This is a genomic window from Streptomyces sp. NPDC088747, from assembly GCF_044751025.1.
Classification (GTDB): Bacteria; Actinomycetota; Actinomycetes; order Streptomycetales; family Streptomycetaceae; genus Streptomyces.
Map to the genome: position 1 here is coordinate 112,022 of NZ_JBIVKZ010000027.1, position 21,460 is coordinate 133,481.

Below are 21,460 nucleotides of genomic sequence, written 5' to 3' on the forward strand. Positions count from 1 at the left end.
TCTCCTTCTGCTGGCGGCGAGGCGGTCCGGGTGGTGCCGTGACGAAGGGCCGAGGATGCCAGGACGTTGTGTCGGCTGTGTCCGCCCACCGTTGTAGTGCGGTTCGGGGACCGAAAAAGCGGCGCAGCACCCGTACGGTTCGCGCGTCGGGTTGGTGTCGGGCAGGGCCGATCGCGAGAAGAGTGTCAGCCCGGCCGGTGGCGGTGCCCGAGGGCCAGCAGCATGAGAGCGAACGCTGTTCGGCTGGCCCGGTTGTCGCTGAGGCGGGTGTGGTTGTGCACGGTGAGCTGACGGTCGGCTATGTCGTTGAGTACGCGTGTTCCCTCGCCGGGACCGTGGGTGAGGGCATGCAGGGCGTGCAGGCCGTACTGCGCGAGTTGTTCGGGTGAGGCGATGTCCCGGGCCATGTCCAGCAGGATGTCCTTGAGGACATCGCGGATGCTGTCGGCCAGTTTCAGGCTCGGGTGGATGTGCCGGACGGTGCCTTCCATGTTGGCGACGGCTTTGCCCAGGATTGAGACGTTGGGTGAGGTCTGGATGCCTCGGTTGGTGGAGAAGGTGAGGACCGAGGTGAGGGCGACGCCGAAGTTCAGTTCCGCCAGGGAGGCGTTGGTGATGTGTGGAACGAAGCGTGTGATGTCGGAGGTGAAGCCGCCGATGTCGCTCCAGGGGGTGGTGGAGCCCATCTGGATCCAGGACTGCGCGAGTGCCGGCCCGTCGTTGTAGGCCATGCCGATCATCGTGCCGAGCATTGCGGCGCTGATGCTGCGGTCGATGCGGCCCACCATCCCCCAGTCGATGACGTGGGCTTTCCCGTCCGGGCTGACCAGTACGTTGCCGGGGTGCGGGTCAGCGTGGAAGGTCCGGTCGACGAAGAATCCCTTGAGCATGTAGGCGACGAACTCTCTGGCCATCTTTTTGCGCTGCTTGCGGCGCAGCTCGTTGTCCTTGAGCCGGTGGGCGGCCTGCCCGTCGGCAAGGGTCTGGATGAGCACCCGCGGAGTGGCGAGGAGTGCTTTGGGCACCTTGATCGTCTTGAATTCCTTCGCGGCCCTCCGGGCGTCTTTCATGTTGGCGGCTTCCCGCGTGAAGTCCAGCTCATCGCTCATGGCCCGGAAGATGACGTCAAGCATCGCTCCGGTGTCGATGACCTCGTTGAACCGTGGCGCCACGCGGCCGATGACGCGGGTGACGCGGCGCAGGACGGCCATGTCGCCGAGCACGGTCCCATGCGATCCGGGCCGCTGGATCTTCACGACGCACGGGGTGCCGTCCCTGCGTGTGGCGCGATAGACCTGTGCGAGGGAGGCAGCTCCCAGCGGCCGGTCGGTCTCGAACGAACTGAACGCCTCGCGCCAGCCCTCTCCGAGCTCCGCCTCCAGTGCCGGCACGAAGGTCGCGAAGGGTCGCACAGTGGCCTGGTCAGTTAGCAGCGCGAGTTCCTCGCGCACGTAATCCGGTACGAAGTCCGGTCTGGTGGAGAGGATCTGGCCGATCTTCACATACAGGGGTCCGAGCTGTTCCAGGGCCTCGCGGATCGCCCGCGCCCGTTGCTGCTCGGTGCTTCCCTCCGCAACGTGGCCAGCCCGGATGCGGCGGTGGCCGGTGGCCCGGGACACTTCCTGCAGTCCGAGCCGGGCTAGTGCCTGAGCTGTGTGTCGTGTGCGACGTTCAGCCACCCCGGCCTGCCTTTCCTTGCAGCCTGAGGCCGACGTGCGGAGGGCTCGCAGGCGCGCGCCCTCAGCCGGCGTTGCCGCTCCTCTCCTTCTGGCGATCGTGCTTGACGTACTGATCGAGTTGCACCACGAGCGCCTCGATCGCTCGGTTGTTGCGCTTCACCAGCTTGCGAGTGCTCTTCTTCTCCTTCCTTTTCTTCCCGGTGAGCGCTCGACGTGTCATGTCGCGTGAGTCGCGACCGACGTCGCTTGCCCGGTCCAGGACGTCGTCGATGAGGTTTTTCCGCCGTTTGGACATGAAAGGTTTTCTCCTCTGCGCATGCTGCGCTTCGATGTGGTGCCGGCCGACGGCCGTCTCAACACCCCCGTCAGCGACGGCGGCGAAAGAGCGTCACACCTCTGGTGTTTTGCGGAAGACGGCACCGTGGCCCGCTGGCGGCCAGAGGTGCCCAGGGTTCTGCTACCTGGTCCGTAGATCGCTCATTTCAACCATTCGGCACCCACGGTTGCGAGGGCAACCCCTGCGGCGGGAGTGCGCGCAGCACCCCGGGGGAGCGCGCGGGTCCTGCGGTATCACCGGCGCGCAAGCCACTGGCCGGACGCGATGTGGTGCTGAGACGGCTCCGTCCACCTGGCGTGCGCGGCGGGGTTCGGCACTGTCCGACAGTGTTGAAACAGACCAGAAGAAACGATCCGAACTCCAGTCATGCTGCTGTAGCAGGTGTGGTCGGCGCCGTGCGTGAGGGATGCGCGGCGAATCGTGCAGACAGTGCACGTCGGAGCATCATGCTGAGACAGCTGGGATCACTGGTGACCGATGCCTCTACCGAGCCGCCTCCGTTATGGCGCACAGCGGGCGGAACAAGCGTGTGACCGGCGCTGATTACGCCGGGTGCTTCAAGTGCGCCCACAACTGCGGCACTGACACATCCCGAACAGGGGCACTTGTAAAAAGCGCTCCCCCCACACAACTCGGAGTTACGCAGCCTTAACAGCCCTTGCGACTCCGGATGCTTGCCTGCTGCGGAAGGAACCCTCTGCTCATGTCCTCCACTGCCATGCCCTCTCACGGCATCCACCCGTCGCCGTGCACGCTCTCATCGTGGCGCTGCCCCCTTCGGCCCCCACTCCGAACCTGGTTAGGCACGTCTGCAGCGTCAGGCCACGCAACCGGGGACCGGACGGCAGCATGACGGCGCTCCCCGAGTCACCCGCAACCAACCCGGCCACAGCGCTTGAGGGCGCGCACCTGACGACTCTCGGCGGCCCGCATGACGTGCGCGCCCTGCCGAGCCGACAGCTGGCAGCCCTGGCCCAGGACATCCGCACGTTCCTGATAGAGAAGGTCTGTGCGGCTGGCGGGCATCTGGGACCGAATCTGGGCGTGGTGGAACTGACCATCGCCCTGCACCGCGTCTTCGACTCGCCCTGTGACGCGATCCTCTTCGACACCGGCCACCAGGCCTACGTCCATAAGATCCTCACCGGCCGCGCCGCCGGCTTCGACCGCCTGCGCCAGGATGGAGGACTGTCCGGATATCCCTCACGCGCCGAGTCGGTGCACGACTGGTGTGAGAACTCGCACGCCTCCACATCCCTTTCCTACGCCGACGGCCTGGCCAAGGCCAACGAACTGCGCGGACGCCACAACCGGTCGGTGGTCGCCGTCATCGGGGACGGAGCCATGACCGGCGGCATGGCCTGGGAAGCACTCAACAACATCGGCGCCAGCGAGCGCCAGGTGGTCGTGGTTCTCAACGACAACGGCCGCTCCTACGCCCCCACCACCGGGGCTCTGGCCAACCACCTGCACACGCTCAAGCACCCCGGCGCCCACACCAGCGTCGCGGACGAGGCAGGTTCGAATCTGTTCACTCAGCTCGGCTTCACCTACCTGGGGCCCGTCGACGGCCACGACACCGGTGCCCTGCAGGATGTCCTGGACCAGGCCCGCGCCCTGCGGCGGCCGGTGCTCGTCCACGCAGTGACCGTCAAAGGCTGGGGATTCGGGCCGGCCGAGGGCGATGAGGCCGACTGCCTGCACGCGGTCGGCACCGTGGACGCGGTCACCGGCAAACCCGCCCCCACCACCGGCCCGCCCGCCGCATCGTGGACCAGCGTCTTTGGCCAGGCCCTGCTCGAGCTGGCCGACGAACGCGAGGACCTGGTCGCTGTCACCGCCTCGATGCTGCGTCCCACTGGCCTGTACCCGATGGCGGTCAAGCATCCCGAGCGGGTCTTCGACGTCGGAATCGCCGAACAGCACGCCGTCACCTCGGCGGCAGGTCTGGCGATGGGCGGCTTCCACCCCGTCGTCGCCCTCTACTCCACCTTCCTCACCCGGGCTGCGGACCAGGTCCTCATGGACGTGGCCCTGCACCGGCTGCCGGTCACCTTCGTCCTGGACCGGGCCGGCATCACCGGCCCCGACGGCGCCTCGCACCACGGCATGTGGGACGCCTCCCTGCTCGGTGTGATCCCGGGCCTGCGCATCGCGGCCCCCCGCGACAGCAGTCAACTGCGGTCGCTGCTACGCGAAGCCACCGCGTACGCGGGACCCACCGCCCTCCGCTTCCCCAAAGGGACAGCTAGCCCATACGTGGAGGCCGTACGCAGCGCCGGCAGCGTGGACGTCCTGGCGGAGTCCGGGATCCGCGACGTACTCCTCGTCGCCTACGGACCCGTCGCGCCCATGTGCCTGCAGGCAGCCGCCCAGCTGACCGAGCAGGGCATCGGGGTCAGCGTCGCCGACCCGCGCTGGGTCACCCCGGTCACACCGGAACTGCTCGAGCTGGCCGCCCGGCACCGGCTGGTGGTCACCGTGGAAGACAACTCCCGCACCGGCGGACTCGGCAGCACCCTCACCCAGCACCTGCACGACAACGCCATCACCACCCCGATCCTCAACCTGGGGCTGCCCCGCGCCTTCCTCCCGCACGGCCCCCGCGACCAGCTGCTGGCCAACGCCGGCCTGACGGCCCCGCAGATCACCTACGCGATCCTGCGCGCCCGCGCCGGCAAACCCCTCGAGCACACCCCCACCACCGACGGGAGCCCGCCATGACCGCCGTCGACCTCCCCCTGCCTGCCACCCCCGCCACGCCGGTGCGCCGCCGCTGTCGGCAAATCCACGTCGCCGATGTCCCAGTAGGCGGCGGCGCACCGGTCTCCGTACAGTCCATGACCACCACCTCCACCGCGAACGTGGACGCTACGCTGCAGCAGATCGCCGAACTGACCGCGGCCGGCTGCGAGATCGTGCGGGTCGCGGTGCCCTCACAGGACGACGCCGACGCGCTGCCTGCGATCGCCGCGAAGTCGAAGATTCCCGTCATCGCGGACATCCACTTCCAGCCCCGCTACGTCTTCGCCGCCCTGGACGCCGGCTGCGCCGCGGTCCGTGTCAACCCCGGCAACATCAAAGCCTTCGACGACAAAGTCAAAGAGATCGCGAAAGCCGCCACCGCGGCCGGGACACCGATCCGTATCGGCGTCAACGCCGGCAGCCTGGACCGGCGGCTGCTGGCCAAGTACGGCAAGGCCACCCCTGAGGCGCTGACAGAGTCCGCCCTGTGGGAGTGCTCCCTGTTCGAGGAGCACGGCTTCACCGACCTCAAGATCTCCGTCAAACACCACGACCCGATGACCATGGTCGCCGCCTACCGACGCCTTGCCGCCGCCTGCGACTACCCCCTGCACCTGGGCGTCACGGAAGCAGGCCCACCCCCGCAGGGCACCATCAAGTCCGCCGCCGCCTTCGCGATCCTCCTCAACGAGGGCATCGGCGACACCATCCGCGTCTCCCTCACCGCGCCCCCCGTCGAAGAGGTCAAGGCCGGCCTGCAGATCCTTCAGTCCCTCGGACTGCGCGCCCGCCAGCTGGAAATCGTCTCCTGCCCCTCCTGCGGCCGCGCCCAGGTCGACGTCTACGCCCTCACCGAACGCGTCAGCGCCGCCCTGGACGGCTTCCCCTATCCGCTGCGCGTCGCGGTCATGGGCTGTGTCGTCAACGGGCCCGGCGAATCCCGCGAAGCCGACCTCGGCGTCGCCTCCGGCAACGGCAAGGGCCAGATCTTCGTCAAGGGCAAGGTCGTCAAATCCGTCCCCGAGTCGAAGATCGTCGATGCCCTCGTCGAAGAAGCGATGCGCATGGGCGAACAACTCGCCCATGCTGCTGGTGAAGAGGAGGGGAAAGCATGAGCGCTCAAGCCCCTGCCATCGTCTTCGACCAGGATGCTATCCGTCGCGCAGTGAACGCCACGCTCACCGACTTCCTGGCCGATCAGTCCCGCAGCGCACACCATCGGGGCCTGCCGCAGCAAGCAGCCCAGGCGCTGAGCGGTTTCCTCAGTTCAGGGGGCAAACGCATCCGCCCGGTACTGTGCGTGGCCGGCTGGCAGGCCGCGGGTGGCACCGGGGCCCCCGGCCCGGTCATCAAGGCTGCGGCGTCCCTGGAGATGTTCCATGCCTTCGCCCTCATCCACGACGACATCATCGACGCCTCGGACACCCGCCGCGGCCAGCCCACCGTCCACCGCCAGGTCAGTACCGAAGCCGCCATCCTCATCGGCGACCTCGCCCTCGTCTTCGCCGACGACCTCCTCCACAGCGCCGGCCTCACCCCAGCTCAGCTCGCTACGGCCCTGCCCATCGCCAACACCCTGCGCGCCGACACCATCTACGGGCAGTACCTCGACATCTCCCACTCCGGACAGCCCACCGCCGACCCCGACCCAGCACTGGCGATCACTCGGTACAAAACCGCGAAATACACCGTCGAGGGCCCCCTACTGCTCGGGGCAGCCCTCGCCAGTATCCCCGGCAGTAACACCTGCACACCTACCCTGACCTCGTACGGCATACCTGTGGGCGAAGCTTTCCAGCTACGCGACGACCTCCTAGGCGTCTTCGGCAACCCGGGCGACACCGGCAAACCGGCCCTGGACGACCTCCGGGAAGGCAAAGCCACCGTCCTGATGGCTCTCGGCCTGCAAAACGCCACCCCTGCCCAGCACCGTACCCTGCGCCGCCACGTCGGTAACCCGCGCCTGACCCACGACGATGCCGACCAGGTACGCATCGTCCTGACTGACACCGGCGCCCGCACCGCCGTGGAAGACATGATCGCCCACCGGCGCCAGAGCGCACTGACCACCCTGGACACCGCCGACCTCCCACCGCACATCACGGCCGAGCTGCGTTCTCTAGCCTTCAGCGCCACTGCGAGGACTACATGACCACACCATCCGCAGCATCAGGGCCGGCTCCGCGATCCCGCCGTGTCCTGCTCGCCTCCCCCCGAGGCTGGTGCGCGGGTGTCGACCGCGCTGTGCTCGCCGTAGAGAAAGCCCTGGAGCAGTACGGGCCGCCCATCTACGTCCGCCACGAGATTGTGCACAACAAGTACGTCGTCCAGACCCTCAAGAAGAAGGGTGCGATCTTCGTCGACAGGACGGACGAGGTGCCCGAAGGCTCCATCGTGATGTTCTCCGCACACGGCGTTGCTCCAGCCGTCCACGTCGAAGCCGCCGAACGGAACCTCGCGACGATTGACGCAACCTGCCCGCTGGTCACCAAGGTCCACAAAGAAGCCGTCCGCTACGCACGGGAGGGCTACAGCATCCTTCTCATCGGCCACGACGGACACGAGGAAGTCATCGGAACGTTCGGCGAGGCGCCCGAGCAAATGACCCTGGTCGACGGGCCCGAGGACGTCGCGAACCTGACCGTGCGCGACGAATCCAAACTCGTGTGGCTGTCGCAGACCACCCTGTCCGTCGACGAGACCATGGAGACGGTCCACGCCCTCAAAACGAAGTTCCCCAACCTCCTCTCCCCGCCCAGTGACGACATCTGCTACGCCACACAGAACCGCCAAACCGCGGTGAAGAAGCTAGCCGAGGACGCCGATCTCATCATCGTCGTCGGCTCCAAGAACTCCTCCAACTCCGTCCGGATGGTCGAGGTCGCCCTCGAGGCCGGCGCGCCCGCCGCCCACCTGGTGGACAACGCCGAGAAAATCGACGACGCCTGGCTCGAAGACGTCACAACAGTCGGACTGACCTCCGGTGCCTCCGCTCCCGACGTCCTGGTCGACGGCGTCCTCCAGTGGCTCGCCGAACGCGGCTACGACGACGCGGAGATCGTGACGACCGCCGACGAGTCCATCACCTTCGCCCTGCCCCACGAGCTCCGCCGCAACCTGCGATGACACCGCTACGGCGGCTCCCGCGTCCTCAGCGGCCTCTCTCCGCCTCACGAACGCATCAACACGCCCCGGACGGCTCCCCTCCCCCGCTGCGGCCGCCGCCATGGCTGCGTTGCCAACAGACAGGTGAGTCCCGCGACACACACCTGAAAGCTCCCGCGTCAACGACACGGGTCAGATCTATCGCACACGACGACAGCGTACTTACCGCCCCGAATACGCAACGTCGAGGCAACTTCCGGACACGGAGTCCCTCTTCGGCACCTGAACTGCCATCCGATCACAGCACAAGACACCCCGGACCACGGACGCTGCACCACTCCCCGCCAGGAAGGAACCGCCAGGAACATGACCCACCCCATCCAGATCCCGCCGCTGTGGTGCCCGCTCGATCTCCGCGTGAGAGACGCAGTGGCAACCATCGACGCCCGCACTCTCTCCTGGCTGGAACGCCACGGGATCGACGAACGATCACTCCAGCGAGCGACCGCCACCGACACCGGATTCCTGGCCTGCAGCTGGGCACCGGACGGGACGGACGACGGAGTCCAACTCCTGTCCGACTGGCTCATGTGGGCCCTGCTGTACGACGACTACTACTGCGACGCCGGCCCCCACGCCGCACGGCCGGCCACTTTCAACACCATCACCGCTCGCATGATGACGCGCGCCGTTTACCCGGTCACCGCTCCGACGGGGGACATGGCCTTCGACGCGTTCGCCGCCACTCTGGCCGACCTCATGCGACGCATCTACACCCTCGCCGAACCCTCCTTGGCCCACCTCTGCGCCCTCGCCCACTACGAGTGGACGATCGGCACCATGTGCGGCGTCAGCGACCGGTCCGCCGACACCGTACGCACCATGGAAGACCACCTGATCATCCGCCCCATGGACGGAGCCGCGATCCTGGCAGGCCACCTGATCGAAGTAGCCGACGGCACGGTGCTTCCCGCGCACGAACGCGTCCGTCCCGAAGTGCAGGCTTTCACCCAGGCCGCCGGAATCTTGCTGACGATCCCCACCGACCTCACCTCCTACACACGCGAACACCATCAGCAATCCCTTGAATCGAACATCATCCACATCCTCGCCGTACAGCACTCCCTGTCCGCCCAGGAGGCCACATACAAGGCATGCACCCTGCTCGAAACTGTCATGGAGTTCTTCGTCGCCATGCGTCAGCGGTTACGCAAAAATGCGTCCTCCGCCATGCGTCAATACACCGACCAGATGGCTAATCTGGTCCGCGGCACCTATGAGTGGCAACGTGCCCTCCCTCGCTACACCACGGTGCTAGACCTGCCCGATCAAGCAGACAGTCCAGTCGTCCGCCCCGAAACAGCGCTCCACGACATCACCTCGACACAAACCCGTGTGTTTGAGGAGAAGCCTGCTCCTATTGCGTGGTGGTGGGAACTACTCAACCCGTAGGGGTCGGCAGCACAGGGCGAGCAAAGTTCCACTGCCGGGCTGAGAAACATACCGCCTCGACACACAGAAGTTCCACTTCCCCTATGGCCCGAGTGGGATGAACACACTTATGCAGCCCGCCACCACGACACGGGTTGCGGCCAAGCAGCGTCGAAGTAGCCGCACCGCGGCCGCCCTCGTTGGCGACGCAGCACCGGGCGGGACCTACCTCGGAGACATCACGACAACGCCGCGCCTGCTCCCCAAGGGCGGCCGGGCGGCCGTCGCCTCAGCGCTGCCCGATCCGCAGCTTGCCCGCCCGCCTCATTCCGTTCCAGCAATGAGGCATGACGCGACCCGCACCCCTGGCCAGGCCCCACACCCTTCCGCACCCCTGAGAGCCGATATGAGCGACAGTCCAAAGCCAACAATGGAACCACACACCAAATCCGTGCCACGGAAACGGGTAGTTGTCGTAGGAGCCGGGATCGCCGGCCTTTCCGCAGGCTTCCGACTCCAACAAGCCGGTTTCGAGGTGAAGGTACTGGAAAGCTCTCAGCATGTAGGCGGACGCATGTGGACCGAGGAGATCAACGGATACCGCATCGATATCGGAGCCGCGATGCTCCCGAACTCCTACCACGAAATGCGGCGCCTCATCCAAGACGCCGGCCTCGGCGATCAAACCGTTCCCTCAGGCGACACCTACGGCTTCCTCAGGGACGGCAAGGTACACCGCATCGGCCGGCACGCACTGACGGACCTGCTCAGAACCAAAGTACTTTCCGTCGGCAGCAAACTGCGGCTCCTCAGGCTCGCCGCCGACGCCAGACGGATAGGCGACCGTATCAACTTCCGGAACCTGTCAAAGGCATACGAAGCAGACGAGGCCTGCACCGTCTACGCCAGCCGGTGCCTCAATCAGGAACTCTTCGACTATGTCATCGAGCCCTTGAGCGTGAACTACTATTTTGCGCCCCCTGAAGAACTGTCCATGGCGCACGTATTCCTGGCTACCCGAGAGGCGCTGGGGACCGGGTACTTCAACTCTCCCACCGGTGTTTCGTTCCTCCCACGCGGCCTTGCGAAACAGCTCGACGTCCGCTTCGGCACGCGGGTGACATCAGTGGAGGAACACCACGACGGCGTCACACTCATTTATGAAGGGCCGGACAGCCAAGAGCGACAGGAGACCATTTCTGCTTGTGTCATTGCGCTCCCTGGGCCGGCCGTCGCTGGCATCTGGACGGGCCTGCCCGCCGCGATGCGCACCTATCTGTCCCGACTGCGCTATTCCACATGCCTGCACGTGTCCTTCGGCCTCTCCCGGCGGCCAGCCGAACCTGCCATGTGGATCTTCGTACCGCGGCGAGAGTTCCCCGAAGGGCTTGGCGTGTGCCTCGACCACAACCGCGCACCAGGAAGAGCCCCGGACGGCAAAGCACTGATCACCCTGTACTGGCCGACGAAGCAGAGCGAGGCACTCTTCCATCTCCCAGATGAGCAGATCGTTGCCGCCGCACTGCGAGACCTGGAAAGGCTGAGGCTGTTTCCCAGTATGGCTGAGCAGATCGAAATGACCTCGGTCTCGCGTTGCCGACCGTGTGTTCCCCTCACTCATCCCGGCAGCATTGCTGAACTCAGGCACGGACTGGGTAGCCTTTCACGCACATCAAGGATCGCTCTGGCCGGCGACTACTACTCCTTCGGTTCCACGAACTCTGCACTCGCCTCTGGCGAAACTGCCGCCTTGAGCATATCCACCGCCCTAACCTCGCCGTTTCATTGAGTACGGCTGGCTTTGGGGAGAAATCGCTAACTGAGGATACGAAAGAGACCTACGACGAGTGGGTGACTGCCTGGAACCGATCCTACCCATCGGCCGACCCGGGGAAGTCCGGATGGTTCGCGAAGAACTGCGCCTCCGCCCTCATCCAGTCGAGCTGCTTCAACGCCTGCTCGATGTCTCCGTGGTCGAAATACGCGGACAGTCGGCCGTACGCCTCGCCCAACATCCGCTGATGCTACGGCCGTCGTTCCACCTGTTCGAATCGCTCCTGCAGAAACACGGGCAGTTAGCGAGGCCAGCCATGACCGGCCGCACCCTGGCGCCGCATGAAGCGGTGGCCGCTCGTCCTGCTGCTGCCGACCGTGGCCGCTGGATGCTGCGCCCTCCCGCTGATCACATCTGGGCCAGGGTGCTCTGAAGGCCAGCGACCTCGTCAGCACATCCCTCATTCTGGCGGGCGGACTGGCCGACGGGGCGGCCCGGCCTGCGCAGGCCGGGCCGCCCCTTTCATTTGCTGTCTTCGGGTCTCGGTCGCGGAAGCGGCTGGTTAGGCCGTCCTGATCAGCTCGGTGGCCAGAGCGAGTATTCCGGCGAGCGGCAGGAGTGCCACGTAGGCTTGGGGGCGCCGCAGGATGGGCTTTCCCGGTGGGAGGGACCTTCGTCCGGGCGGTGGCAGTGAGGCTGGCAGATTCCGGAACCGCCGGTAGGCAACGGCGTTTTTGACCAGCGCCGCAGGCGCGTGGAAGAGCAGACTGAGTATGCTCCACCATCCCTGCCACAGGGTTCTCGTCGTCATGGTGCGTACGAGAGCGATGCCACACTGTCGGCACAGTGGCTCAGTGATCGTGCGTGTACGGCCCAAGATGAAGATCAATCCGGTGTGGGACCTGATCTCCTCCGCGGCGACGGGCTGCGCCAGACAGATGTGGCAGTGCGGCGGTGGTGGAGTTTCCTGGCCGACTGCGTGCCAGGGGATCGGCGCGCCGTCCGGCCGGTCTGTGCTGACGGGGATCGGTGTGGCGTACCAGGGCGGGGCTGGGTACGGAGGAAGGCCGTCGTCGTCGGAAGGCGGGCGCGGTGTCGGTCGGTTCGTCATGAGCGGGCGTCCGCTTGGGAGAGTGGAGTGCGGGCGTGGCTGGGGTGGGTGGGGATCATCGTGAGTCCACCAGTCGGCTTTCGTAGCCGAGGACGCGGGGTTCGCCGGTCGGTGTCAGGGTGGCGTAGGCCTGGCCTTGGTATTCGTTGGTGACCAGGACGCGGCTGGTGCTGTTGTAGACGGATTCTCTGTCGCTCGGGTTGATCTTGTGGTTGCTCATGTACGGGGGCCGGAGCATGAACTCGGAGGTGAATGCGGTGGGGAAGACGGTGAGGACGCCGCCGTCGGCCAGGCGCAGTGCGTACACCGCCTCGTGTGCCGGCTGTGCGGGGAAGTACTTCTTTGTGGCGTAGGCGGAGTTGGCGCCCTTGTCGCGGTTTGTGTAGGCGCTGATGGCCGCCTTGGTGATCTTGGTGGGGGTGAGTTTGGATCCGCTGTTCTTGCCGCCGGTTGCGTACAGGTCGGCGAAGGCGGCGGGGAGTTCTGTGGGGGCGAGGGCTCCGACGTGTTGGGAGGGGTCGACGGCCTCGGCGAGGCCGTGCTGGTCGGTGGCGATCGCGGGTGGCGGATTTGCGCCGGTGGACCAGAGGGAGGCGACCAGCTTGTAGGTGCCGCCGACCTTGTCGAAGATCATCAGGCTGGAGTTCTTGGGCCCGTAGGTGGAGGTGGCGGTGGCGGCGAACCAGCTGGCGGTGCCTTTCGCCGGCACGAACCATGTGCGGTTGGCGTAGGAGAAGGCGCTGCCGTACTCCTTCTGTTCCTGTAGGGGCCAGGTCTTCAGCTGCCGGTAGTCGGCTTGGGACTGCTCGAAAAGCTGCCCGCCCTCGACCGTGGCCAGAAGGGCCCGGTCCCGTGTCTTGTTCGCGCGGTTGTTGGACTTTTCATAGGCGTTCAGCGTGGCGTTCGCGACCTCCACCGTGACCACTCCCTTGGGGGCGGCGTGCGCGGTCGGGGTCACGCTGCGGCCGGAGGTGGCGGCATCGCCTGAGGGGGCTGCACTGCACGCGGTGAGGGTGAACGTGGTGGTCATGCCGATGCTGAGCAGGCTCAGACGCCGGAGGGCGGTGGCGGGGAAGGTGGGTCGCATGGTGGTGGATTCCTCCTGGAGACGATGGGACGGGGCGGGCTTCGGGGGGATCTAGGCGGTCGCGCCCTGGCGGGTGGTGGCCGCGGACAGGGTGTTCGTCCAGTGCGCCCGGTGCGGCGCGCGGTACGTGCGCAAGTTGGGGGCGACGCGGCCCAGATGAAGGGCGTAGATGCCCTCGGCGGGCAGTTCGGCGACGAGGTGACGGAGCAGGGCGTGGCCGGGGGCGAGGTGGCGGTAGGCGGGATCTGCCGCGGGGATGAGGGAGAAGGAGCAGCGCGCGCTTTCCCGGGTCTGGCTGCTGGTCAGGAGTAGTTGGCCAGCGAGGACCTGGCCGTCGACGGAGAGGGTTGCGATGCATGCATGGTGCGCGTCGAGGTTTCGCAGAACGGACCGCCACTGCCTGGCTTTTGGGATGTCGGTGCTGGTGTGCGGGTGAGGCTGGCCGGGGCGGCGGCGCCGGTGCAGGTCGCACAGGGTGTTGCACGCGGTCAGCAGGTCTTGGGTGTGCCGGGTGCGGTGGTAGGTGACGGTGTGGTCGCGGGTGAGGCGTGTCCAGGTGCGCAGGCGGCGTTGATGCTCGCGCTGGGCGGAGCGGGACAGCGTGCTGTAGTCGACGGGGAGTTCGATGGCGGCGGAGGCCTTGGTGGTGCAGTCCCAGGTGTCGTCCTCGCACACCGCGCTGAGGTAGTGGGCCAGGGCGCTGGTGGAAGGTACATCTGTCACGTCGATGGCGGCGGCGCCGATCTCGGCGAAGAGCAGCAGTTGGATGGCTAAGGCCCGGGCGACGGCCGGGTCGTCGGCGTGCGGGCCGACGGCGCGGACGTAGTGGGCGTGGGGCGCGGACAGGGGGACGAAGCGGCTGCCGGCAGTGCTGTCACGGCGGGCCAGGGCGAGTGCCGCCAGGGGGCGCCCGGATGCACTGGTGGCCGCGAGGATGAACGGGCTTGTGGTGGGGGGAAGTTGGTGGGCCCAGCCGGTCAGCCAGGCTGGGGACTGGAAGGGTGTGGCCAGCGGATCCTGTACGTACAGGTCGCGCCATCGCCGGGTGAGGAAGTCGACTGCCTCAGAACCGGCGTACTCGCGGACGGAAAGGGTCATGGTCGGTGTCCTCGGGAGGGCTCAGGCGGGACGGGAGACGGGGCGCAGGGCGGCCGCGAAGTCGCGGGCCGCAGCGGCTGCGGCGGCGGTCGGGGCGTGGGGGCTGGCCTGTATGCGGCGCATGACGGCGGAGCCGACCATCACGACGTCGGCCCAGGCGGCGGCGGTCCGGGCCTGTGCGGGGGTGGAGATCCCGATCCCGGCGGCCACGGGCAGGCTGGTGAGGAGGTGCAGGCGGGCGATGAGGTCGGGCAGATGCGGGCTGAGGGGCTGGGAGTTGCCGGTCACACCGTCGGTGGCCGGGGCGTAGAGCATGCCGGTGGCTTCGGCGACGATGCGGGCCAGGCGGGCGGGCGCAGTGCGGCGGGAGACGAGGGGAATGGTGGCGATGCCGCTGGTGCGGGCGGCAGCCAGCCACAGTGCTGCTTCCTCGAGGGGCAGGTCCGGGACGAGGACACCGTCGATGCCCGCGGCCGCGGCTTCGCGGGGGAAGCGGGCCGGTCCGTAGGCGTGCAGGGGCTGCCAGTACGACATCACCAGCAGTGCGGTCGGCGAGGTGGCCGACAGTTCCCGCGCCGCCTCGAACAGATGCTCCATCCGGAAACCGGCGTTCAGTGCCGTGTGGGACGCCTGCTGGAAGACCGGCCCGTCCAGCACGCCGTCGCGGTACGGCACGCCCAGCTCGATCACGTCCGCGGTCTGCGCGAGCAGGTGCAGGGCGTTCAAGCCGGTCGCGGGGGTGGGGTAGCCGACCGGCAGATACAGGCCGAGGGCCACTCGTCCCTGAACGCGGCTCGTCTCGAGCACCCGGTCCAGGCGCGTGCTGGACCGGGACTGCTGCGTGAACGGAAACATGGCGGCGGGCTCCGGATCGTGTACGGACAGCGGGGCGGTGGGGCATGGGGCGGAGTCAGTGCGCGCAGGTGGTGGTGCGTGGGGTGGGGGCGATGACGGCCGTGAGGTGCTCGGAGATCAGGTCCGTGCGCGCGTCGCACTCCCGGGCGTTGGCGCCGATGACAACCCAGTGCGCCAGGCGGTCGCCGATGGCGGCGTTGGGGTGGGCGGACACGGTGTCGCCGACCTGGCGTGTCCACACGAACCGCTCGGCGCACGCCTGGTTGATGACCGCTCCGGGTACGGCGAGCCGCTCGACGGTGCCGCTGCTGTCCGGGTAGGCGAAGGAGATCTTGGCGGCCCGCTGCCGACGGGGTTCCAGTTCGGGGGTGGCGCCGGTGGCGAGGGCGGCTGCCACGCGCAGCAGGTCGATTCCCGTCGCGGCGTGGACGAGCAGCGGGATGAGGTCGCCGCCGACCCGTCCGTTGACCTCGACCACGCGGGGGCCGCCAACGGTGAGGCGCAGCTCCACGTGCAGCACCCCCAGGGTGATGCCCAGGGCCTGGACCGCGGCGGCGACAACGTCGGCAAGGACTGAGTCGTGCTGGAGTTCGTCGGCGGCGTCGACGGTGTGCCCGTACTCCTGGAACACCGGCTCCGGGCCGAGGTGTTTGCGGGTGACGGCCGCGATCCGAATGTCGTCCGGTCCCAGGACCACGGTCTCGGCGGAGACCTCCGGGCCGTGAAGGAATTCCTCCACCAGGACACCGCGCACGGCGTACTGGTCCAGGCCGAGTACGGTTTCGCGGCTCGCGCGGCCGAACGCGTGCCGCACCTGTGCGGCAGTGTCCGCGCGGACGACGCCGGCGCTGCCGCCCATGGCGCGCGGTTTCACGACCACCGGATAGCCCAGCCGCTCTGCGTGTGCGACCGCCTGCTCGGCGTTCGCGGCCTGGAGGGAACTCGGTGAGGGCACGCCGTGCTGGGCGAACAGGCGCCGGGATGCGGCCTTGTCGCGGGCGGCGGCCATCGACTCCGGGGAGGTGCCCGGCAGATCCAGCACCTGGGCGAGTTCCGCGGCCCGCACGATGTGGTGCTCCATGTAAGTGACGACACCCGCGAGGTGGTGCTGGGCGGCGAATTCTTTGACCGTGGCTGCGGTGCCCTCCGCGTCGGCGAGGTCGACCGGGAGGTGACGGGCCAGATAGGGGCGTGCCCAGTTGGGCGGAGTGGAATCGGCTAGCACCACCGGGTGTGCGGCGAGCCGGGCCAGGCTGAACTCACGGTAGGCATGGGCGAATCCGCCGGCACCGACAAGAAGCAGGGCGCCGGGGGCTGTGCGTCTGGTCATGAGCGATGCCACATCCTTGGTGTCGGAGAACTGGCTTGCGCGGGCAATCGGCGGGCGGTGGCTGATCACGGGCGGACCGAAGGGCTCTGGAGGAGTGCCGACCAGGTGTGGCGCCGGGGCAGCGCGGTGGGGGCAGCGAGCGCAAGGCCGTACGTGTGGGCCTCGGTGGTGAAGAAGTGGCGCAGCTCGAAGCCCGCGGCGGCCAGTTCACGGCGCACGCCGTCCTCGCGGAACTTCGCCGATATCTCGGTGCGCAGGTCCTCGCCACCCGTGAAGTCGACGGTCAGGTCGAGGGCGGGGATTTTCACGGTCTGCTCGGCGCGCGAGCGCAGTCGCATCTCGATCCACTCGCGCTCGGGATCGGGGTCCCAGAGGGCGATGTGGTCGAACGCGTCGGGGTCGAAGTCGGCGCCGAGTTCGCGGTTGATGACGCTCAGCACGTTCTTGTTGAACGCGGCGGTCACCCCGGCCGGGTCGTCGTAGGCGGCGATGAGGTCCGCCTCGTCTTTGACCAGGTCGGTGCCGAGCAGCAGGGTGTCGTCTTCGGAGAGCTGGGAGCGCAGGGAGGTGAGGAACGTGGCGCGTTCGGCGGGCAGCAGGTTGCCGATCGTGCTGCCGAGGAACACCACCAGGCGGGGCCCGGGCGTCGTGTCCGGCAGGGGAAGATCGCTGGTGAAGTCCGCGGTGAAGGCGTGCACGTTGAGGTCCGGGTACTCGACGGTCAGGGCCTGTCCGGCCTGCCGCAGGGCGCTCGCGCTGACGTCGACGGGAACATACGTGTGCAGCCCCGGCAGAGCGCCGAGCAGGTATCGCGTCTTGTCCGAGTAGGCGCCGGACCCGAGTTCGACCAGGGTCTGCGCTCCGCTCACCACGGCGATCGCGCCAGCCACGGAGCGCAGGAGCTCACCCTCCTCGCGTGAGGGGTAGTACTCGGGAAGGCGGGTGATCTTTTCGAAGAGCTCGCTGCCATGCGCGTCGTAGAGCCATTTCGGCGGCAGCGTCTTGGGCATACCGGTGAGGCCTTGGCGGACGTCGGCGCGCAGGGCGGCGTCCATGGCGTCCCCGGGCAGGGTGCGGGTGAGACGGAACGGGCTCATGTAAGGACCTCCGTGGAGGGTGGGGGACTCAGGGAGCGAGGGGCTTCTGGGCAGGAGCTGGGGAAGCGCCGCGGCGGGCGGCGAGCAACAGCGCGGCGAGGGCGGCTCCGGCCGGCAGAAGCACCACGGTGGGGACCAGCCCGGCGACGGCAGCTCCCGCGGCGCAGCCGATGCCCAGCGCGGCAACCAGCAGGGCGTGGGCCTCGGTCGAGGTGCCTGGCGGCGCCAGCGAGCCGGTCATCACGACCGCCACGGTGAACAGCGGGGCCATGACGAGGCCGGGAACAGCCGTGGCAGCCACCACCGTTGCGGGGTCGCCCGCCACCGTGACCGGCAGCCAGCCCAGGGCGAAGGCGCCGGACAGGACGACCAGATGCTGTCGGGTGGTGCCGGGCCAGGTGCGCGATCCGTAGCCGAGGCCGCCAAGGACGGCGCCGGCCGACAGCGCGGCCGGGAGCGCCGCTGACAGCCAGGGCGTCCCGGACCTGGTGGCGGCCTGCACCGCGAGAGGGGTGAGCGCTCCGATCGGCACCCCGGCCCAGACCATCGCCGCATACAGCGTCCGCAGGCGCGCTGTGCGGAGCGGTCCGAGCCAGTCGGCACGGCCGGGGACGGCGGTCCAGGCGCGGGACGGTGGCGCGGTGACGACCAGTACAGTGCCGGCGATGCCGGCCGTGGCCGTCGCCCACAGCGCCGCCGACGGGGATGCCGCCCAGGCGATGGAGGCCGCCAGCAGCGGCCCCATCACGTAGATCAGTTCCTGCGCCGAGGCCTCCAGCGACAAGGCCACCCGCTGGTGGTCACGTGTCGGCAGCATGGACCCTGCGCCACTCCCCCACAGTGTGCGCAGCCCCGACTCCAGCGGAGGCCGTGCCGCTCCGGCGGCCACCACGCCGACGACCGCGCACCACGAACCGGCCGTCACCAGTACGAGAGCCGTGCCGCTCACGATCGCGCCTGCGGTGAACACGAGCGTCTGCCCGGTGTGGTCGACCATGTGGCCGGTCAGCGGGCCGCCGACCGCGCTGGACAGCAGGTAGAGGGAGACGAGCCCGCTGGCGGTGGCATAGCCGGTGTCTTGAGCGCCGGTCAGCAGGAGTGCGAGGGGCGCCATCCCACTGGGGAGGCGGCCGATCAACGTTCCGGCGAGAAGCCGCCGGACGTGCGGCACCCGCAGGACGTCCCCGTAGTGGACAGCTCGGCACACCGCGCCGGCCGCGGTCTGCCCACCGGCCCGGGCAGCGATGGGCCGGTGGCTGGCCGCCGCAGGGCAGGACAGGCCAGAGGTGTTGGTCAGCACGCGTTCTCCTGGCAGGGCTCAGGACGGCAGCCGGACGTGCCGGCACCGTGCGGAAGAGGCAGGGCAACTGAACGGCTGGGCCGCGGCGGCAGGTCGCCGGTGGGTCAGGCGGTGAAGTCGTGCGCGTGGCAGCGCCGCGGTGCGCCGCCTGTTTTCACGACGCAGACCGAGATCTGGTAGGGCGCGCCCTCTTGGAGGTCGAAGGAGGAGGCGCCGCGGGAGGTGCACTTGCCGTCGTTGAAGGTGTCGGCGACGCGGTAGAGGAGGCTGCCGCGGATCGAAATGATCTGGACGAGCGCCAGGTAGCCGTCGGTCTTGACATCGCAGGCCGTCGTCTTGTCGCCGTCGGAGGTGAAATACCCTTTGGCGCCGCCGTAGTAGGAGGACCACCAGCCGCTGTTGGCGGAGGCGGGCGTGGTGGTGAAGGTGAGGGCGAGTGCGCAGCCGGCGGCGACGGGCGCGGTGCGCCGAAGGAGGCGGGGCAGGTTCATCGTCGGGACATTCCTTCCGGTGGTGGGGAGGATCAGGTGCTGCAGGCACGGGCGTGTTCGTGCAGGGCCGGGTGCGGGCGGTGCATCAGTGCGGCGAGCGGCAGGCAGAGGGCTGCGCCGAGCAGGCCGGTGGCGAGGGTGAGGGCGGCGGCGAGGTGGTCGCCGCCGTGGGTGAGGGCCCAGCCAGCCATCAGCGGCGCGCAGATGACGGCGGCGGCCAGGGTGCTGCCCCAGATCCCGGCGTAGAGGCCGCGAGCGTCGGGCGGCGCCAACTGGTTGAGGACGTGCGCGGCGGCGACGAAGACGACGATCTCGCCCGGGACGGTGAGGGCGGCGGCGAGGCTGTAGCCGAGGGTGGTGGAGGCCAGACCCGCCAGACCCATCCCCACACCCAGCAGCAGCGAACTGCCCGCGATCATCCCCACCATCGGCGCCTGCTTCCTGGCGCGGCGGGCGAGCCATGGATTGATCAGGGGAGTCAGGGCAAGGACCGCGGCGGCGCTCGCCGCCTGCGTGATGCCGTACGCGGAGGCGGCCAAATCGTCGCGAGCCATCAGCAGCGGCAGGATGGAGAACAGGCCCGCGACCGGGATGAGCGCGGACAGGCTCGCCAGCCACAGCAGCCACAGCCGGACATCGCGCAACGCGAGCCGGTGCCCGCCGCGTTGTCGCCGGGTGGTCGGACCGGAGGACGGCAGGACTCGCCAGACGACCAGGGCGAAAGCCGCGCAAATGGCTCCGTTGCAGCAGAACAGGGCGGGAATGCCGATCGGTCCGGCGAGCACGCCGCCCGCGATTCCCGTGGTGGCCGCGCCCAGGTTGATGGCGAAGTGCCGCCAGCCGCTGACCAGTGCGCGCCCTGATTCGTCGGGGACGGTGTCCGCCACGACCGCGGACACGATTGGCCAGGGTGCGTAGTAAACGAGCCCCGACACCGCTGCGGCCATGCCGACGGCGAGGGGCGTGTGGACCATCCCGAGGACGGGGAATGCGATCGCGGCCAGCAGCATGGCGCCAGTGAGGGTGGTGCGGTGCCCGATGCGGTCGGCGAGCGCGCCGCACAGGATCTGGCCGATGAGCCATCCGCCGCCGAAGGCAGCGAGGATCCAGGTCACCGTCACGGTCGCCATGCCCAACTCGTCGAGCCGGTAGGTGAGGTAGGGGTAGACGAAGCCGCCGGCACGGACTGCGAACGAACCGATGAGCAGAGTCCAGATGACAGGGGGCCAGCGGCGCCGGGTCCGTGTGACGGGCGGTGGTGGTGGGGTTTTGGTGAGCACGGTGGTAGCAGGCACGGGCAACTCCATGGGGGGTACGCGGCCTCGGTGTGATGGATCCCGGGCGCGTGTCAGGAGAAGAAGGGGGGAGGGTGCGTGGGGTGCCGCCGGGGGCGACAGCACCCCACGCGTGGCCGAGCGCCTTGTCAGGAAGGCGGAGCCGCCGCAGCTCACAACTCGGCCGGTCCCGGCCGGGCGGGGGCCGCTGGCCGGGAGTCAAAAAGCGCGCGGAATCAGGGGGATGGCGCGATAGCCGGATCCGCAGCTGCCTCGGGTGGCGCGACGGAAAGTGCGGCTGTCGGCGTCACGCGGGAGATGGCGCGGACAGCGGCCATGGCTGCGACGCGCATGATGCGCTGCGGACCTCGGCAGACTGACCGGAATGCTGGGGCACGCGGGCATCCCCTTGTGTCGGGCGGGGAGCTCCTGCGTCAGGGGTCGGCGGCCGCGGAGGAGAGGCTCCCTCTCCGGGCCCAGGCGCGTCTATCCTGAGCACGGCGCGTGCTGGTACACGCGTCTGGAGCTCCACCAGGTCTGATGTTGCATTCGTGTTCTGGTGGTGCCGTGAGTGGTTCTGTGATGGCCGTTCCTTCGCCAAAAGGGGCGGCCATCGCGCTTGTGTGCGGTCGTGCGTGTCGGGGGTGACCGGGCATCGGCCACCAGGGCCTCCACCGGGCGGGTCACGTGCTCTGCCTGCGTCGGGGCGGTTCACAGCATCCTCGCCCGTCATCGCACACGGAACT

The 21,460-nt window shown here is 68.4% G+C and carries 17 protein-coding genes; 6 read left to right on the plus strand and 11 right to left on the minus strand.

The window, feature by feature from the left end; genetic code table 11:
- Nucleotides 1-185 precede the first annotated feature (185 nt).
- On the minus strand, nt 186-1,619 hold the full coding sequence (locus ACIP79_RS41080) for an ABC1 kinase family protein (protein WP_401232736.1): 1,434 nt from the start codon (nt 1,617-1,619) through the stop codon (nt 186-188).
- A gap of 121 nt (nt 1,620-1,740) precedes the next feature.
- Nucleotides 1,741-1,974: a hypothetical protein gene (locus ACIP79_RS41085; RefSeq protein WP_401232739.1), complete on the minus strand. Its 234-nt coding sequence runs from the start codon at nt 1,972-1,974 to the stop codon at nt 1,741-1,743.
- 891 nt (nt 1,975-2,865) lie between these two features.
- On the opposite strand from ACIP79_RS41085, the gene ACIP79_RS41090 reads away from it, so the two are divergent.
- The 6 genes from ACIP79_RS41090 (at nt 2,866) to ACIP79_RS41115 (ending at nt 11,086) form a co-directional block, all read left to right on the plus strand.
- Nucleotides 2,866-4,740, plus strand: a complete 1,875-nt coding sequence (locus ACIP79_RS41090) for a 1-deoxy-D-xylulose-5-phosphate synthase (RefSeq protein ID WP_401232742.1) — start codon at nt 2,866-2,868, stop codon at nt 4,738-4,740.
- A complete protein-coding gene (gene ispG / locus ACIP79_RS41095; RefSeq protein WP_401232745.1) occupies nt 4,737-5,876 on the plus strand; it encodes a flavodoxin-dependent (E)-4-hydroxy-3-methylbut-2-enyl-diphosphate synthase in 1,140 nt (379 codons plus the stop codon). The genes ACIP79_RS41090 and ispG overlap by 4 nt, the downstream gene beginning before the upstream one ends.
- The gene (locus tag ACIP79_RS41100; protein ID WP_401232748.1) at nt 5,873-6,913 is read left to right on the plus strand and encodes a polyprenyl synthetase family protein; all 1,041 of its coding nucleotides are present in this window, start codon (nt 5,873-5,875) and stop codon (nt 6,911-6,913) included. Before ispG ends, ACIP79_RS41100 begins: the two co-directional genes overlap by 4 nt.
- Nucleotides 6,910-7,887 (plus strand): 4-hydroxy-3-methylbut-2-enyl diphosphate reductase, encoded by a 978-nt coding sequence (locus ACIP79_RS41105; protein ID WP_401232751.1) that lies wholly within the window; start codon nt 6,910-6,912, stop codon nt 7,885-7,887. The genes ACIP79_RS41100 and ACIP79_RS41105 overlap by 4 nt, the downstream gene beginning before the upstream one ends.
- A 345-nt stretch (nt 7,888-8,232) precedes the next feature.
- Complete coding sequence (locus ACIP79_RS41110; RefSeq protein WP_401232754.1) at nt 8,233-9,318, plus strand: hypothetical protein; 1,086 nt, start codon at nt 8,233-8,235, stop codon at nt 9,316-9,318.
- 409 nt (nt 9,319-9,727) lie between these two features.
- Nucleotides 9,728-11,086, plus strand: coding sequence for a protoporphyrinogen/coproporphyrinogen oxidase (locus ACIP79_RS41115; RefSeq protein WP_401232757.1), 1,359 nt, complete (start codon nt 9,728-9,730; stop codon nt 11,084-11,086).
- A gap of 82 nt (nt 11,087-11,168) precedes the next feature.
- Here the strand turns inward: ACIP79_RS41115 and ACIP79_RS41120 are convergent, their stop codons facing one another.
- From ACIP79_RS41120 to ACIP79_RS41160, 9 genes are all read right to left on the minus strand, one after another.
- The gene (locus ACIP79_RS41120; protein ID WP_401232760.1) at nt 11,169-11,312 is read right to left on the minus strand and encodes a hypothetical protein; all 144 of its coding nucleotides are present in this window, start codon (nt 11,310-11,312) and stop codon (nt 11,169-11,171) included.
- A 925-nt stretch (nt 11,313-12,237) separates the two neighbouring features.
- Nucleotides 12,238-13,269 carry a hypothetical protein gene (locus tag ACIP79_RS41125; protein ID WP_401232762.1) on the minus strand — a complete coding sequence of 344 codons (1,032 nt, stop codon included), beginning with the start codon at nt 13,267-13,269 and terminating at the stop codon, nt 12,238-12,240.
- Nucleotides 13,270-13,320: 51 nt separating this feature from the next.
- Nucleotides 13,321-14,367: a GNAT family N-acetyltransferase gene (locus ACIP79_RS41130; RefSeq protein WP_401232765.1), complete on the minus strand. Its 1,047-nt coding sequence runs from the start codon at nt 14,365-14,367 to the stop codon at nt 13,321-13,323.
- A 21-nt stretch (nt 14,368-14,388) separates the two neighbouring features.
- On the minus strand, nt 14,389-15,222 hold the full coding sequence (trpA, locus tag ACIP79_RS41135) for a tryptophan synthase subunit alpha (protein ID WP_401232768.1): 834 nt from the start codon (nt 15,220-15,222) through the stop codon (nt 14,389-14,391).
- A gap of 55 nt (nt 15,223-15,277) precedes the next feature.
- On the minus strand, nt 15,278-16,552 hold the full coding sequence (locus ACIP79_RS41140; protein WP_401232771.1) for an ATP-grasp domain-containing protein: 1,275 nt from the start codon (nt 16,550-16,552) through the stop codon (nt 15,278-15,280).
- Between the two features lie 65 nt (nt 16,553-16,617).
- Nucleotides 16,618-17,649 carry an L-histidine N(alpha)-methyltransferase gene (gene egtD / locus ACIP79_RS41145; protein ID WP_401232774.1) on the minus strand — a complete coding sequence of 344 codons (1,032 nt, stop codon included), beginning with the start codon at nt 17,647-17,649 and terminating at the stop codon, nt 16,618-16,620.
- A gap of 28 nt (nt 17,650-17,677) precedes the next feature.
- Nucleotides 17,678-18,949, minus strand: coding sequence for an MFS transporter (locus ACIP79_RS41150; RefSeq protein WP_401232777.1), 1,272 nt, complete (start codon nt 18,947-18,949; stop codon nt 17,678-17,680).
- A 104-nt stretch (nt 18,950-19,053) separates the two neighbouring features.
- On the minus strand, nt 19,054-19,440 hold the full coding sequence (locus tag ACIP79_RS41155; RefSeq protein ID WP_401232780.1) for a hypothetical protein: 387 nt from the start codon (nt 19,438-19,440) through the stop codon (nt 19,054-19,056).
- Between the two features lie 32 nt (nt 19,441-19,472).
- Entirely contained in the window at nt 19,473-20,735 is a 1,263-nt protein-coding gene (locus ACIP79_RS41160) for an MFS transporter (protein ID WP_401232783.1), read from the minus strand.
- Nucleotides 20,736-21,460: the final 725 nt, after the last annotated feature.